The 16,972-nt window shown below is 42.8% G+C and carries 14 protein-coding genes; 11 read left to right on the plus strand and 3 right to left on the minus strand.

The genetic code is table 11. The features are described from left to right. Positions 1-28 precede the first annotated feature (28 nt). The gene (gene uxaC, locus AC20OE_RS15990) at positions 29-1,480 is read left to right on the plus strand and encodes a glucuronate isomerase (protein WP_058837318.1); all 1,452 of its coding nucleotides are present in this window, start codon (positions 29-31) and stop codon (positions 1,478-1,480) included. A 71-nt stretch (positions 1,481-1,551) separates the two neighbouring features. On the opposite strand, the gene AC20OE_RS15995 is transcribed toward uxaC, so the two are convergent. Beyond that, a complete protein-coding gene (locus AC20OE_RS15995; RefSeq protein ID WP_024425520.1) occupies positions 1,552-3,045 on the minus strand; it encodes a peptide MFS transporter in 1,494 nt (497 codons plus the stop codon). A gap of 263 nt (positions 3,046-3,308) precedes the next feature. Between AC20OE_RS15995 and AC20OE_RS16000 the strand changes: the two genes are divergently transcribed. From AC20OE_RS16000 to AC20OE_RS16045, 10 genes are all read left to right on the plus strand, one after another. Beyond that, positions 3,309-5,096: a right-handed parallel beta-helix repeat-containing protein gene (locus AC20OE_RS16000; RefSeq protein WP_099662903.1), complete on the plus strand. Its 1,788-nt coding sequence runs from the start codon at positions 3,309-3,311 to the stop codon at positions 5,094-5,096. A 198-nt stretch (positions 5,097-5,294) separates the two neighbouring features. Next, positions 5,295-6,620: an LLM class flavin-dependent oxidoreductase gene (locus tag AC20OE_RS16005; protein ID WP_059374437.1), complete on the plus strand. Its 1,326-nt coding sequence runs from the start codon at positions 5,295-5,297 to the stop codon at positions 6,618-6,620. Positions 6,621-6,636: 16 nt separating this feature from the next. Further along, positions 6,637-7,140 carry a GNAT family N-acetyltransferase gene (locus AC20OE_RS16010; protein ID WP_059374438.1) on the plus strand — a complete coding sequence of 168 codons (504 nt, stop codon included), beginning with the start codon at positions 6,637-6,639 and terminating at the stop codon, positions 7,138-7,140. A 22-nt stretch (positions 7,141-7,162) separates the two neighbouring features. Further along, entirely contained in the window at positions 7,163-7,957 is a 795-nt protein-coding gene (locus tag AC20OE_RS16015; RefSeq protein WP_024427304.1) for an amino acid ABC transporter substrate-binding protein, read from the plus strand. 24 nt (positions 7,958-7,981) lie between these two features. Beyond that, positions 7,982-8,656, plus strand: a complete 675-nt coding sequence (locus tag AC20OE_RS16020) for an amino acid ABC transporter permease (RefSeq protein ID WP_041089072.1) — start codon at positions 7,982-7,984, stop codon at positions 8,654-8,656. Between the two features lie 12 nt (positions 8,657-8,668). Further along, a complete protein-coding gene (locus AC20OE_RS16025) occupies positions 8,669-9,415 on the plus strand; it encodes an amino acid ABC transporter ATP-binding protein (RefSeq protein ID WP_039176505.1) in 747 nt (248 codons plus the stop codon). A gap of 33 nt (positions 9,416-9,448) precedes the next feature. Then, positions 9,449-10,606, plus strand: coding sequence for an amidohydrolase (locus tag AC20OE_RS16030; protein ID WP_059374440.1), 1,158 nt, complete (start codon positions 9,449-9,451; stop codon positions 10,604-10,606). Beyond that, positions 10,597-11,931: an MmgE/PrpD family protein gene (locus AC20OE_RS16035; protein WP_487269006.1), complete on the plus strand. Its 1,335-nt coding sequence runs from the start codon at positions 10,597-10,599 to the stop codon at positions 11,929-11,931. The genes AC20OE_RS16030 and AC20OE_RS16035 overlap by 10 nt, the downstream gene beginning before the upstream one ends. Positions 11,932-12,300: 369 nt before the next feature. Then, entirely contained in the window at positions 12,301-12,993 is a 693-nt protein-coding gene (locus AC20OE_RS16040; RefSeq protein ID WP_039176516.1) for a response regulator transcription factor, read from the plus strand. Further along, positions 12,983-14,410 (plus strand): sensor histidine kinase, encoded by a 1,428-nt coding sequence (locus tag AC20OE_RS16045; protein ID WP_047202694.1) that lies wholly within the window; start codon positions 12,983-12,985, stop codon positions 14,408-14,410. The genes AC20OE_RS16040 and AC20OE_RS16045 overlap by 11 nt, the downstream gene beginning before the upstream one ends. A gap of 38 nt (positions 14,411-14,448) precedes the next feature. Here AC20OE_RS16045 and AC20OE_RS16050 read toward each other — a convergent pair whose 3' ends face one another. Together AC20OE_RS16050 and AC20OE_RS16055 are read right to left on the minus strand one after the other, a co-directional pair. After that, positions 14,449-15,294 (minus strand): GAF domain-containing protein, encoded by an 846-nt coding sequence (locus AC20OE_RS16050; RefSeq protein WP_039176521.1) that lies wholly within the window; start codon positions 15,292-15,294, stop codon positions 14,449-14,451. Between the two features lie 164 nt (positions 15,295-15,458). After that, positions 15,459-16,835: an aspartate kinase gene (locus tag AC20OE_RS16055; RefSeq protein ID WP_059375985.1), complete on the minus strand. Its 1,377-nt coding sequence runs from the start codon at positions 16,833-16,835 to the stop codon at positions 15,459-15,461. Positions 16,836-16,972 lie beyond the last annotated feature (137 nt).

The following is a 16,972-nucleotide window of genomic DNA, read 5'->3' on the forward strand; positions in this document are numbered from 1 at the left end:
TCTAAACATAAGTATAGAGGTGACTATATTGTCTACATTCCTAAGCGAAGATATGATGCTTAATCACGAAAGTTCAAAAGTTCTTTATCATGATTACGCGAAAAATATGCCAATCTATGATTTTCATACGCATTTAATGGCTGATGACATTGCTGCTAACAAAAAATATGAAAATATGACTGATATTTGGCTTAATGGAGACCACTATAAATGGAGGGCTATGCGGTGGTTTGGTGTAGAAGAAAGATTGATCACGGGGAATGCAAGTGACAAGGAAAAATTCTTAGCTTGGGCCCAAACGGTTCCATATACAATAGGAAACCCTCTTTATCATTGGTCACATTTAGAATTAAGTCGTTATTTCAATATAAATGAGTTGTTCTCAGAAAAAAATGCACATAAAGTTTGGGATATCTGTAATGAGAGATTAAATGAAAGGAACATGTCCACAAATGGAATTTTAGAAAAATTTAATGTAAAAGTTGTATGTACGACTGATGATCCAATCGATACTTTAAAAATTCATCAAATCATACGTAAAGATGTAGGAATTACTACTAGGGTCCTACCTACATTTAGACCGGATCAAGCTTTAAATATTGAACAATCAAATTTTGTGAATTATATAGAAAAATTAGGTGAGTCAATCAACGGCGTTGTTTTAACATATGAAAACTTTATCGCTTCATTACATTCACGAATTGATTATTTTCACGCGAATGGATGCAGAATGTCTGATCATGGTTTTGAAATATTTCCATTTTCACCAGCTACTGAACAAGAAGTATCTTCTATATTTGTACGTGCGCTGCAAGGAAAAACACTATCCCAAGAGGATATCAATAAATTTAAAACAAACACTCTTCTTCACCTGAGTAAAAAATATCATTCTCTTCATTGGACCATGCAATTACACATAGGTGCTTTAAGGAATAATAACACACGAATGTTCAAGTTAACGGGAAAAGATAGTGGGTACGACTCTATGTCTGACTTCCACCTAGCAAGACATTTAAATGGTTTTTTGAATGAATTAGACAAAGATAACCTTTTACCTAAAACCATTATCTATAATTTAAATCCCGTTCATAATGCGATTGTGGCCTCTACTATAGGGAATTTTCAATCTTCTGATGCCAGAGCAAAAATTCAATTTGGATCTGGGTGGTGGTTTAATGATCAAAAAGACGGCATGCTAGATCAAATGAAAACATTATCTAATATAGGTTTGCTTAGCACTTTCGTAGGTATGCTTACAGACTCCAGAAGCTTTTTATCGTTCCCTCGCCATGAATATTTCAGAAGAATTTTATGTAATTTATTTGGGACTTGGATAGAAAATGGTGAGCTTCCAAGGGATTACGAATTTATAGGAAAAATAGTCAAAGATATTTGTTATCACAATGCCGTGAATTATTTTAACATCGAAATAAATGAGACAGTACCAATGAAAACGAATGAATCATGCAGTAAGATATAAAATTTCTATATGAAGACTGATCATCAATAAAGTGAAAAACTGGACATGATGTACTCATGTCCAGTTTTTTATTAATGAACGCCTTTCATCGCTTTCTTAATCACTGGTGTCAGTAATAGCATTACAACGCATAAAACGATGGCCAGCAATCCGATGATACCGAAATAGACGGTTTCTGGCACTTTATCAAACAGTTTGACTACTTGCGCATTGATCGCCTGTGCCATCGCATTTGAAAGGAACCAAAGGCTCATCGTTTGCGCTGAGAAGGCAGCAGGTGCCAGCTTTGTTGTCGCTGACAGTCCAACTGGTGATAAGCAGAGCTCTCCGATCACAACGAGGAAGAAGCTCAGAACGAGCCATAATGGGCTCACAAGTGTGTTCGGACCGGACATGTATGCAGGAATGATCATGATGATGAAGGATAACCCCGCAAACAGAAGGCCGAGTGAGAATTTAATCGGGGTAGACGGCTGTTTCTTCCCAAGTCTGACCCATAACCAAGCAAACACTGGAGACAGCAGCACAATAAAGATTGGGTTCAATGATTGGAACCATGAAGACGCTAGTGTCATCCCAAGAAAATTCAAGTTTGTTCGTTGATCTGCATATGTCGCTAAAATGTTTGAGCCTTGTTCTTGAATCGCCCAGAACATCACGGCAGCAAGGAACAATGGAATATAAGCGAGAACCCTGGATTGCTCCACTGCACTCGTCTTTTTACTGAAATACATGACAATGAAATAAACAATCGGAATGAGTACACCAAGGGCACTGACAAACCAAGTGAATAGATTAATTGTGAGTGCGCCTGTTTGAATGCCAATGACAGCAAAAACTGCGAGCAAAATCACAACCAATGATCCGTAAATTTTGAAGTTCTTACGCTCGGCAGCTGATAATGGATTTGTCACATAAGTGCCGGCAAGACCAAGGTTCGGTTTTTTTGTGACCACAAATGTAATGAGTCCAACAAGCATCCCAACGGCAGCGAGTGAGAACCCGAGGTGGAAATTCACTTTTTGACCGAGTGTTCCGACAATTAATGGGGAGATAAAGCCACCCATGTTGATCCCCATGTAGAAAATACTAAATCCAGAGTCCCTGCGCGGGTCTGTTTTTGTATACAGGTCGCCAACAATGTTTGAAACGTTTGGCTTAAGAAGACCTGTCCCAATAATAATCAGTCCCATACTAATAAAGAGCGCTGTTGCTCCGCTTGGCAAAGCCAAAATCACGTGGCCAAGCATAATGAAAACTCCGCCATAAAACACCGTACTGGACGAACCAAATACCCGGTCGGCGAGCCATCCGCCAATAACTCCTGACATATAGACAAGCGCACCGTAGACCGACATGATCGAATTGGCTGTCGTCTGGTCAAAGCCTAGACCGCCTTTTGTCACCTCTGTGTACATATAATAAATAAGCAGTGCACGCATGCCATAATAGGAGAAACGCTCCCAAAATTCAGTGAAAAACAGTGTGTAAAGTCCTTTAGGATGTCCAAAAAACCCTTTTTGAGGAACACTTTTAACAATTTTATCGTGGTCAATTGTAGACATGGCATAGATCCTTTCTTAAAAAAAGAGATATGAGAAAAATGATATTCTTGTATAGTTCTTGTGTCAATATAAAACTATTCTAAAACAGGAAAATGTTAGTTCAATAGGCTTAAAGACTCAAAAAATTGAAAAATTCATTGAAGTAAAAATTATCGGAAAGTTATTCCGGAAGAATTTATTTAAAATTTGAATCAATGTACAAGCAAACCTTTACCACATGCATAGAATGACGAGAGAACATGTGTGAAAAGGAGTGATTTAGGTTGGGGGAATTGAATGAAGCTGATCTAAAAAAACCTGTTGTCAATGTACTAGATTTTGGCGTGATTGCTGACGGGAAAACGGATTGCACAGCCAAGCTCAATGAATGTTTAGAATGGACAAAAGCACAAGGGTATTCCCATGTCTGGCTGCCGAGCGGCACATATTTAATAGATGCGGTGTACAGAGGTGATTCATTTTTTCCTTTCCGAGGTGCAGGTATACGGGTGCCAAGTCATATATGCATTGAGATGGCTTCAGACGCTGTGATAAAGGTAAAACCAAATGATTCATGGGGGTATGCAGCCTTTTATATAGGAAAGGTTCAGAATGTGACCATCCGAGGCGGACGTATTGAAGGGGATCGTCATGAGCATGTATACAAGCCGCTACCCTCTGAACGAAAAACCCATGAATGGGGCTTTGGGGTGTGCATTGAAGGTGCCTCCCATGTCGAGGTGAATCATGTCCAAATAAAAAATTGTACGGGAGACGGCATTATTGTCAGTCCCCATGGTTTATTGACAGAGGGGGAACCGTACTCGCCTGCTGCATCTATTGATATTTCCGGCTGCACCATCACCGATTCGAGACGCAACAATATTTCGATTACAGGCTGTGATGGGGTCATTGTGGAGGACTGTCTCTTGGAAAGAGCAGGAGTAAATGGGGTCGAGCCGAGAATGGGCATTGATATTGAAGGCTATGGAGAAAATGCCGTTAATATGGAAGAACCGCTGAATATTCAGATTCGAAACAACATCGTCAGAGGAGGTGCTGCAAGCTCCATCTATAACTTTAATGGCTATGGTGTGATCATTGAAGGCAACCATACAGATAGCAGTATCTCCTATGGCTTCTCCACCGAAACGATCATTGCCAACAATATGATTCGTGCAGTGGGAGGAGGTGTTACAAAAGCAGGGATTACGAGCTTAGGCGTCTCACTTGGTCAAACGGAAAACAATGTGATTATTATTGGCAATATGATTGAGGGGTTTGAAAAAGGGATTGATGTGAGGGGAGACAGTGTTCACATTACAGGTAATAAAATTAGTCTTTTTGAAGATGCGGCTGTGTCCGTTTATATGGCGAATCGTATTCTAATAGAAGGAAACCATATTGAATCAGGAACGAGTACCGGAAAAAGGAGCGCCTCCCTGCGTATCTATCAATCGGATAGTGTCGTCTTTTCAAACAATACGGTCTATTCTGTTATCGATGCGGCCGTGGTGAGAGGAACGAATATCCTTATTCAGCACAATCAATTCAAAGAATTCAGCAGAGGAATCTGGGTGCAGGAAGGGGAAACAGGGATCAACGGCAACCACTTTATTCAAGAAGGACACCCGGAGCTAGATTCTTCCTATACGATCAGTGTCACCGAAAATGCAAAGGCTTTCATCTGGCAGAATCGCTTTAAAAACTATCAAAACTACGCTGTATACAGTAGCACGACAGGGGCATTAGAAATTAAAGACAATTCCTTTGAAGAAACATCCTTATATGTGGTGATGTATATTAAAAATGGTTCACCACAAATTGGAGATAACCGCTTCTATTTAAATCGATCGATCGGACAGCCGACAGCGATCTTTATTGACCAGGCTTCCTCAGCTCGTGTGCTGCGCAATAACATCATCAATCTATCTCCTCAAAAAGCGATTGCCGTCCGCACCGCAAATTCCACTCATTCTGTCATCGCTCACAACATGCTGGAACGCAGTCAATTGTTGACACATACCACAGACCGGCTCATCGGAAATATTGAGATTGATACGCCATCATGAGCGTTTGAAATCCCTTATTTTGGAGGTTCAGAAGGCGGTTGACAATCCTGTAAAAAGGGCATATAGTAATAATTATTTTTCATTTTTCGCAACATTTGCCCTTTTTTTATTAATAAAACCGATTAATTCAATCAGAAAAATGTATCTTCTAAGGACTTCAGTTTGATACATGTAGGATATAGAAAGGATGAAGAACAAGTGTCACAGCCGAAAAGGAAGCTCAAGCTAGGCGTATTCATCGCAGGAACTGGACATCACGTTGCCTCTTGGAGACATCCGAATGCAGTACCAGACGCAGCCATGAACCTAGATTATTTTAAACAATTAGCGAAAAAGGCAGAGGAAGGAAAGCTGGATTTGCTCTTTTTAGCTGACAGTTTATCCATTAATCAAACCTCTCATCCGAACGTATTAACGAGATTTGAACCGCTCACGCTGCTTTCATCGATTGCTGAGTCTACTTCAACGATTGGTTTAGCAGCAACAGCTTCCACTACATACAGTGAGCCTTTCCATATTGCAAGACAGTTTGCCTCCCTTGATCATTTATCAGGCGGAAGAGCGGCATGGAATGTGGTCACTTCTTCTATTGAAGAAACAGCGAAAAATTTTAGCGGAGAAGAGCATTTAGCACACCATAAACGTTATGAACGGGCAGAAGAGTTCGTTGAAGTCGTTAAAGGTCTCTGGGATTCTTGGGAGGAAGACGCCCTTATCAGAAACAAGGAAACAGGAGAATTCTTCGAATCTAGTAAGCTTCATGAGCTCCAGCATAAAGGTGAGTTCTTCTCAGTCAGGGGGCCTCTCAACGTATCACGCACGCCGCAAGGGCAGCCCGTGATCATTCAAGCAGGATCTTCCGAAGATGGTAAAAAGCTTGCAGCAAAAACAGCAGAGCTCATTTTCACTGCACAAAACGATCTCGAAAAAGCGAAGGAATTTTATCAAAGCTTGAAGGGGAAAGTAGAGGCTGCTGGCCGTGCTAGAGAGGACGTCAGCATCATGCCGGGTATCTTCCCGATCATTGCTGAGACAGAGGAAGAAGCCCGAGCAAAATATGAAGAATTACAGGAGTTGATTGTTCCTGAGATTGGACTGAGCATTCTGCAAAATTACTTAGGCGGGATTGATCTGTCTCAGTATCCGTTAGACGGACCGCTTCCAGAGATTGATCCGAGCACGTCAAATGCGGTGAAAAGCCGTTTTGATCTCGTGATGAATATGGCGAGAAAGGATAACCTGACCATTCGCCAGCTCTATCAATCAGTTGCCGGCTCACGCGGTCATAATATTTTCATTGGAACGCCGAAGCAGCTGGCAGACGTGATGGAAACATGGCTGAATGAAGAAGCAGCAGACGGCTTTAATGTGATGCCGCCGCTCTTGCCAGAAGGACTGGATGTGTTTGTAGACCGCGTCGTCCCAATCCTTCAGGAACGAGGCTTATTCAAAACCGATTACACAGGACAAACCTTACGAGAAAATCTCGGACTAACAGAGCCAAAAAATCGCTACACGACATAAGGTGAGGTGACTAACGTTGGGATACACGTTTCGTCTGGCAACAGAGGCAGATATAGAGGCGCTGCTTGAACTAACAACAAGAGCCTATGAGCCAATTCGTGAGCTCGGCATCCAGTTCCAAGCAGCACATGCCGATTTCGCTCTCGTTCAGAATAATGTACAAAAGAATCTTTGCTATGTGATGGAAGAGAACGGAAAGCTTCTATCCACCTTATCACTCCGTATGCCTTGGGGAGAGCAGCCAGGACCGTTCGGCGTCCCTCACATCTGGTGGTTTGCCTCAGAACCAGCCGCCAAAAAAGGGACAGGCTCTGCCTTGCTGGAATGGGTTGAAACCGAAGTACTAAGGGATACACTAAAGGTACCGTACGTGTCACTCGGTACAGCTGATAAGCACCCGTGGCTCGTAGAAATGTATGAGCGCAAAGGCTATGTCAGAGCAGGAGAAAAGGATTTAGGCAAAGGTCATATCACGGTTTATTTTAAAAAACAATTAAGATCAGATATCACACAACCATAAGACGAAAGAAGGGTTTTCGAACATGAAAAACAAAAAGTGGCTAGTCGTTCTTTTTGCAGCAATGCTAGCAGTTTTAGCAGCTTGCGGCGGCAATAATCAGAGTGAAGGCAAAGACGAAAAAGTATTAAAAGTAGGTGCTACTGGACAAAGCTATCCTTTTGCTTATAAAGACAATGGCAAGCTCGTCGGATTCGATGTTGAAGTAACAGAAGCCATTGCGAAAAAGCTTGGTTACAAACTAGACTGGCAGCTGAGCGAATTCAGCGGACTAATGGGACAGCTGACATCTGGTAAGCTCGATACGGTGTCAAACCAAGTTGCCATTACAGACGAGCGTAAACAAACATTTAACTTTACAGATACGTACGCATACGCAGGAACACAAATCATCGTAAAAAAAGACAACAACGACATCAAAGGTCTTGATGATTTAAAAGGAAAAACAGTGGCGGCGGTTCTTGGCTCTAACCACGCTAAAAACTTAGAGAGCAAAGACCCAGATAAGAAAATTAAGATTAAAACATATGAAACGCAAGACGGCGTATTAAATGAAGTGGCAAATGGCCGCGTAGATGCTTATGTCAACGGACGCAGTGTATTACTTGCTCAAATTGAAAAAACAGGTCTGCCGCTGAAAATCGTAGGCAACCCAATTGTGTATGAAGAAGTAGGCTACCCATTTGCGAAAGATAAAAAGCATGACAAACTAAGAGAAGAATTTAACAAAGCCATCAAAGAATTAAGAGAAGACGGTACACTTAAGAAATTGTCTGAGAAATATTTCAAAGACGATGTCACAGTGCCAATTAAAAAATAACAACAGCGGCGGTGAAGAGCAGACATGAACAAAATTGATTGGCAGTATATGGTGACGGTTTTTCCGACACTGCTTCAATACTTGCCGATAACGATCTTCATGGCGATTGTCTCCATGGTATTTGCCATTATCATTGGTGTGGTATTCGCTCTTATTACGAAAAACCGGATACCTGTTTTATACCAATTTGCCAAGCTGTATATTTCTTTCTTCAGAGCGGTTCCAACCTTGGTTCAGCTCTTTCTCATTTATTTTGGTCTCCCGCAGCTATTCCCTGCGATGACCTCAATGGATGCTTTAACAGCGGTCATTATCGGATTAAGTATTAAAAACTCAGCATACTTAGCAGAAATTTTCAGAGCAGCTCTCAACTCAGTGGATGAAGGGCAGCTTGAGGCATGCTTATCTGTCGGCATGACAAGATGGCAGTCTTACGTCAGAATTATTTTCCCGCAGGCCATTAGAAATGCGATTCCAGCGACGGGAAATACCTTTATCGGTCTTTTAAAAGAAACATCTCTTGCCTTTACCATTGGTGTGGCAGAAATGTTTGCACAAGGGAAGATGATTGCATCGGCGAACTATAAATACTTTGAAACCTATTTAGCTGTAGGGATTGTATATTGGGTGCTGACGATTATTTATAGCTTCCTGCAAGACCTGTTTGAACGAAAAATCAGCAAACCTTACCGGAATTAAGGAGGTGTGGACATGATCAAGCTCACCAATTTGAAGAAATCATTCGGCGACCTTGTCGTCTTAGACGGAATCAATCTCGACGTGCAAAAAGGGCAGGTTGTGGCCATTATCGGACCTTCTGGCTCCGGTAAATCCACCTTGCTGCGCTGCTTAAATTTATTAGAAACACCAGATGAAGGCACGATTGAAATTGGCGATGCGAAGCTCGATGCGTCTAAATATTCACGTAAAGAAGCCCATCACCTGCGTCAACAAACGGCCATGGTGTTTCAAAACTATAATTTATTTAAAAACAAGACAGCACTGCAAAACATTACAGAATCATTGCTTGTGACGAAAAAAATGACAAAGCAGCAGGCGAATGAAATCGGTATGAAACTGCTGAAGCAGGTAGGGCTAGAGCAAAAGGCTGACAGCTATCCAGTCACATTATCTGGCGGGCAGCAGCAGCGGATTGGGATTGCCCGCGCGTTAGCGGTTGATCCACATGCGATTTTGCTGGATGAACCAACATCAGCGCTTGATCCAGAGCTTGTCTCAGGTGTGCTTCAAGTCATTAAATCCATTGCGATTCAAGAAACAACGATGATCATCGTTACACATGAAATGGCGTTTGCAAGAGAAGTGGCAGACCATGTGATATTCATGGCAGATGGTCATATTATTGAGCAGGGGACGCCAACTGAGTTATTTGATGAAACGAAGAATGAACGGACGAAACGATTTATCCAAAAAGAAGCAGCGGCTGAAGAAGCATAAGCTGCTTTTTATTCTTTAGAGGGGTGATTGATAGTGAAATCAATAGGAAATGAAGCTTTAAACAAACGTTTAATCAACATTCGCCGAGCGCTTCATGAGCATCCAGAGCTGGCGTTTGAAGAATATGAAACGACAAAGAAACTGCGCCGCTGGTTAGAAGAGGAAGGGATCACTGTACTTGATATCCCAGCCCTGCAAACAGGCGTTGTCTGTGAAATCAAAGGAGAACAAGAAGGACCGGTGATTGCTCTGAGAGCCGATATTGACGCACTTCCGATTGAAGAAGCATCTGGCGAACCATTTTCTTCAAAGGTACCGGGCAAAATGCATGCATGCGGTCATGATTTCCATACAGCTTCTATTTTTGGGGCGGCACTTTTATTAAAGGAGCGGAAACACGAAATCAAAGGAACGGTCCGTATTTTGTTCCAACCGGCTGAGGAAGTTGCTCAAGGAGCGAAACACGTCATAGAGGCAGGCGTTTTAGATGGAGTCGATGCGATTTTCGGCATGCACAACAAACCTGACCTGCCAGTTGGCACGATTGGCATTAGAGAAAAAGCATTGATGGCGAGTGTGGATCGGTTTGAAATCGATATTAAAGGAACGGGAGGTCATGCCGGAATTCCAAATCACACGGTGGACCCCATTGCCATCAGCGGGCAGATCACAAGTGCCCTTCAGCAAATCGTCAGCCGCCGCATCAGCTCCTTGCATCATGCGGTTGTCAGCATCACACGCATTCAGGGCGGTACATCATGGAATGTCATACCCGACCGTGTCGAGATGGAAGGAACGGTGCGGACGTTTGAGCCTGAGGTAAGAGCGATGATTCCAGAGCTTATGAAACAAATCGTCAGCGGGATTGCAGAGGGATTTGGAGCAGAGGCTGAAGTGAGATGGCATCCGTATTTGCCTTCTGTCATGAATGATGAGGGTCTGACAAAGGTAGTAGAAGAAACGGCGGGCTCGCTTGACTTACATGTTGTGCAGGCAGAGCAGTCACCGGGCGGAGAAGATTTTGCCCTTTATCAAGAACGCATTCCAGGCTTTTTTGTATGGATGGGGACCAGTGGTACGAAGGAGTGGCATCACCCTGCGTTTACTTTAAATGAAGACGCACTTCCGGTTGCTGCTGCTTTCTTTGCTGAGCTTGCCGTTCGGGCATTGGAGTCTCGATCATGGAATTAACAAAACAACTGGCAGAGGCAGTGCTTTCTGCTGATCCGATGCAAGATGAACGGGCCATTCAAATGGCTAGAAATGGCCTGTTAGATGCTGCGGCATCAGCGCTTGCTGCGAAAGAGGATGAAGGGATTCAGAAGCTGATGGCGCTTGTTGAACAGGAAGGCGGAGCCGCTCAGATTCCTGTCATGGGACAAGGGAGGAAGGTGAGCCGCCAATCCGCAGCGATGCTGAACGGCTACCTCATCCATGCCCTTGATTATGATGATGTGCACTCAGATGTGAGAGGACATCCAAGTGCGGTCATCATTCCGGCGCTGCTATCACAGCTGACAGACGGCAAAGGGTATGGCGAGCGGTTTTTAGCAGCCTACATCACAGGCGTTGAAGTGATGGCAAGACTTGGCGAATCCATCGGCAAGGCGCATTATGAGCGGGGCTGGCATAATACGGGAACACTCGGTGCCATTGCGGCAGTGTGTGCGATTGGCTATTTGAAGCAGGTCACACGAGAAGAACTGACGAAAGCAATCGGCTTTGCCGGGGCGCAATCAGCTGGAATGCGAAAGCAATTTGGCTCTGATATGAAACCATTACAAGCCGGCTTAGCTGCTAAAACAGCCGTTTGGTCTATGGATTTAGCTTGTTCAGGTTTTGGCGGGAGTGACTCGGTTCTTGATGGTGCACTTGGTTTCTTTTCACTCTATGGGGATCAGGAGCGTGCGGAAAGCCGTTTGCTAGAAGGCTATGGTTCTACATGGCGTATCGTTTCACCTGGGCTGTGGTTCAAAGTATATCCATTCTGCTCAGCAGCCCACCATGCGGCAGATGCGATCCAATCTTTAATGAAAGAGCGGGCTTTTTTGCCGGAGCAGGTAAGACAGGTCGAGGTCATATTCCCGCCAGGCGGAGATGCAGCGCTTATTGAGCAGACACCTTCGACTGGAGAAGAAGGACGATTCAGTGTCGAATATGTCATCGCACTTGCAGTGTTTGGACAGACGCTTACGCTGGATGCCTTTACGAAAAAAAGCATTCCATCAGACATGCGGATATGGATGAAACGGGTGAGTAGAGGATATGATCAAATGATAGAGCCTCATCCCGATGCTGTTCCAAAAGGACGCTTTACGATTGTAAAGCTCACTTTACTTGACGGCACCAACATCAGTAAGCGAGTTGATGTACCTCAGGGAGCACCAGGCTGTGCGTTATCGAAAGAAGATATCATACAAAAGTTAAGCAGCATCACAAGCGCATCACAAGCACAGCAGATTTTACAGGCTGTTGAAGAGGGAAACGACGCTGCGTATTTGAAGTTGCTGGCATGATAAAAAAGCTCATCAATAGAGATGAGCTTTTTTAAATAGATCTATCATAAACTGTCAGGAAGTTCTTTATCTAAATATATGAGACTTCCTCATGAGTTAAAGAACCATAAATGACACTGTCCTCATCTTGATATGTTGTAAAGTAATGTTGAATTATAACTTCAACTAACATCTTGACCATCTTCTGCAATTCCATCATAAAAAAACTCATGTGATTCACCGCAGTATTAGTTCTTTCAAAAAGTATGAATAAAAGATGACCAAACGATGATAAGTTCATGAAAACAGTGGAATCCAATTGAGATTTGAGAGGGAAGATGTAAAATAAAGCTACATAAAGAAAAACAATGGCAGCAGCGGAGGCTGATGATGAAAATATTAATGATTGAAGATAATCAGAGTGTTTGTACAATGACGGATATGTTTTTTCAACGAGAGGGATTTCAAGCTGAATTCGTTCATGATGGATTAGAAGGACTGAATCGTTTTCAGCAAGAGGAGGATTGGGATCTGCTCATCTTAGATGTCATGCTTCCTTCGATGGATGGTCTGACCATTTGTCAAAAGGTGCGCCAGATCAGTGATGTTCCGATTATCATGCTGACAGCAAAGGAAACCGAATCTGATCAGGTACTTGGTTTTGATCTTGGGGCAGATGATTATGTGACCAAGCCCTTTAGCCCACTAACCTTGATGGCAAGAATTAGAGCGGTGAAACGACGCTTTGCTCATACAACGACTCAAGAAAAGGTGAATGAGGGTGAACGGCTGGAGACAGTACATTTTCAGTTGGATAAGAAAACGAGGGAAGTTTTCCTGGATGGAGAGCGAATAGAGAACCTCACACCGAAGGAATACGATCTGTTGTGCTTTTTTATTCAGCATCCTCGGCAAGTATTTTCACGAGAACAATTGCTTGAGCAAATTTGGGGATATCAATTTTATGGAGATGAACGAACGGTAGATGTCCATATTAAACGGCTGCGCCAAAAAATTGGGGACGGGCCTAAACCCTTTTTGTATACAGTATGGGGCGTAGGGTATAAGTTCGATGAAGATTAAATATTTTTATCAGCTGCTGATCAGTCATCTTGGGTTATTGCTCATCGCCATTGTCATTATCAGCACCCTTTTATCTCATTTTGTGAAAGATATTGCCTATCAAAACAGAGTGAATGAAATGAGCTCCTATGGGAATGAAATCTTGCAAGATTATAAACGACTCCCTAAAAGCGAGATGACCTTTCGTCTGCGTCCATTTGAAGATATTCTTTCGACGAGGCAAATTCGTTTTTTCGTGTTTGATGAAAAAGGAGATATTCTCTCTCAGCAGCAAGAGATGCCGCCGCATGAAGTATTATTGACAAAGGATTTATGGGCCAAACTCTCAAAAGGAGAGCAAATCATTGACAAGCGAAGTGATTCACGCCGCCTTGATCAAGAGGCATCACTTGTGGCACTCCCTGTCATGGAGGATGGAAAGCTAAAGGGTGGAGTCGTCCTTATTGCCCCGATTCAAGGCGCTGAACAGCTCATCGCCCAAATGAATCGTTATCTGTATATCATCGTATTTGTGGCACTGACGATCACCTTTATTCTCAGCCTGTTCTTGTCTAAATTTCATGTGAACCGCATCAAAAAGTTGAGAGAGGCGACTGAAAAGATTGCGCAAGGTGATTACAACATCAAGCTTGAAAACAAACACCTTGATGAAATTGGCACACTTGGTGAGGATTTTAATATGATGGCCAAGCGTCTTCAGCAATCAAGAGAGGAAATTGACCGGCTCGAAAAGCGCAGACGCCAATTCATCGCAGATGTGTCTCACGAATTGAAAACACCGCTGACCACCATTCGAGGACTGGTGGAATGGCTGAACACAGCGGATGTGTCAGCAGAAGAGAAAGAGAAATGCTATTCCTTAATTACTGACGAGACAAAACGTATGCTGCGCCTCGTCAATGAAAATATGGATTATGAGAAAATTAGATCGAATCAAATTACCCTTCAGAAATTTCACTATCCACTCATTGACACATTTGAAGTGATGAAAGAACAGCTGGGCCGAATCGCCGAAGAGAAAAACAATCAGCTGATCGTGGATGTTGATCCCAAGCTAAAGGTTTATGCGGATTATGACAGGCTCATTCAAATGCTTGTCAATATCACAAAGAACGCGATTCAATTCACAGAAGGTGGTCGTATTTACTTAAGAGGAAAACAAGGAAATCAAGAGACGATCATTGAAGTGGAAGACACAGGCATTGGCATTGCGCCAGATGAAGTCAAACACATATGGGAACGTTTTTATAAAGCGGATATCTCAAGAACGAATACACCGTATGGAGAATATGGATTGGGCTTGTCCATCGTGAAGCAGCTTGTGGACTTACATGAAGGGCATATTGATATGAAAAGTGAAAAAAACAATGGAACGACATTTACCATTCGACTGCCGTTTCCAGAAGAAAAGGGCTAAAATGAAGTTCATTTTAGCCCTTTTTGGTGAATCACCACTTATTCATTTTTGGTAAACGTTAACCCAATATGAGCAAGTGCCTGCGGTAAATCTTTTCGGATGGTGATGTCTTTAAACGATATATTGGATTGAATCGCACTTAAAGCAAGGTCTTGTTTAATGCCTGTTAAAACTGCCGAAATTCCTAAAAGTCTCAGCGTTTGTGCGTAGCTGACCAAATATTGAATGCTCTGTTCATTCAGGCTTTTTGTTCCCGATACATCAATAACCAAATGAGAGAGCGACAGCCTGTAGCTTTCCTGTAAAATGGTTTCCAAAATATGCTGAGCACGTGTCTCTTCAATATCACCAAGCAGAGGAAGCACGGCGACACCGTCAACAACTGGTACGATCGGTACAGACAATTGCTGAATCTGCCTGTTGGCACGGTCTAGCTCGAGAACGTAGCTTAATAAAGAAGCCATCGTTTCAAACATATACACATGCTCTTCTGTGAAATGATTTGGTCTCACATCAAGTCCGCAAATCGTTCCGTAGTTCGTCCCATCTGTGAAATCAATGGGAACCCCAATGAACGAGCCGCCTTGAAGATTTTTCGTGACCTCTAAGTATTTAAAACGGTCATCTTTCGAAATGTCAGGGATCACAAGTGTAGCCTGATGGTCGACCGCCAGCTTGCAAAATGTCTTTTCATAAGGAAGTTCTTCCCCTTCTTCAAGAAGCTGCTCGTCATGATTTAACACTTTTACAATTTGATTGGTGTTTTGATCATTTTTAGCGATAAACAGTGTATTCACACCAATGAATTGACTCATCATGTTTAAAATACTAGTAGAAGCATCATGAAAATTGCGAAACTGTTTTAATAGTTGTTGACGAGGCATTGTTTTAGGACTCCTTGTAGCTCCGATCATAGGTCGGAACGGATAGTTGATTTGTATCTATCATACAAAATCAAACGAGAAATAGATACACTTTAATGCGCAGAGAACTCGAATCGGTGAGAGGAAAAAAGACTGCCGGATCTTAAGATCTGGCAGCCTGCTGATTAAAGGGAGACAGGGACAGTAGACATAGAGAAAAATTCCTCATATAAGGCTTGAACAGCTTCTTTTTCTTGAGCCGCTTTGACGCCAAACATCATGCTGACCTCTGAAGAACCTTGATTGATCATTTCAATATTGACCTTCGCTTTTGACAGCGCTTTTGCCGCTCTTGCTGTTGTGCCAACATTATGACGCATCGCTTCTCCTACAACCATAATCAGCGAGAGATTCCGCTCTAAAACGACCTCATCTGCATCAAGCACGAGCTTTAAGCGGTCTAGCAGCTCTTCTTCAATATGCTGCTCCTCCAGCTGATCCTGCCGTAAAATAATGGTCATATCGTCAATGCCAGAAGGAACATGCTCATACGTAAGCCCATATTCCTCTAGTGTTTGCAGCACCTTACGTCCAAAACCGACTTCTCTGTTCATCAAATATTTACTAATGTAAATACTGCAAAATCCATTGTCTGAAGCGATTCCAACAACAGGTCCATTTGTATGGTCCCGCTGATTCACGATTTTTGTACCCTTTGCCGACGGGTTATTGGTGTTTTTAATCTGAACTGGAATGCCTGCACGGAAGGCCGGAATAAGTGCTTCATCATGGAACACAGAAAAACCAGCATAAGACAGCTCGCGCATTTCCCGGTATGTCAGCTCTGTAATCTCTTTCGGTTCATGAACGATCGTTGGATTGACAGCATAGACAGCATCCACATCTGTAAAGTTTTCATACACATCTGCCTTTAGACCGTTTGCCAAAATGGAGCCGGTAATATCGGAGCCACTTCGCGAAAAGGTGACGATGTCTCCTGTTAGGCTAAAGCCAAAAAAGCCAGGGAATATAATAATGCCAGAGCGCTCTCTTAATTTGTACAAATGATCATATGACTCCGGCAGGACTTGCGCTTGGCCAGGCTCATCGCTCACAAACAAACCAGCTTCCTTTGGATTCACATAATGAGCTTCAACACCCTGGTGGCGGAAATAGGCAGCAATGAGCTTAGCGTTATTGTCTTCACCGCTTGCTTTAATGGCATCAAGATAGCACTCAGGGCGGGATGAATCAGCCTGTAATAATGTGTCGAGATCTTGCCTGATGGTATCGATAATGTCTTGACCTAATCCGAGTTCATCCGCTATTGAGGCATATCTCTCGATGACGGCTTCCTTTAAATCATGTGCTTCGCCTAAACGTAAATATTGTTCACCACAGCTAATTAATAGATCGGTGACCTTCGTATCCGTTGAATGCCGTTTTCCTGGTGCGGAAACAACGACTGCTTTTCGAGCTGGATCTGCTGTTACAATGTCAAATACCTTTTGCAGCTGCTTGCCAGATGCAAGTGAACTGCCACCAAATTTCACGACCTTCAATGCATACATCTCCTATAGTAAAAATTTTCTCACAAATTGAATAGTTCCTATTATCAACTCTTTTCTTTAAATTATCAAGGTTTTTCTTTTCTAGAAATACAAATGTATTTACAGAGAGGACGGTGCTGTATGATGAT

The organism is Bacillus sp. SRI_025 (assembly GCF_057592095.1).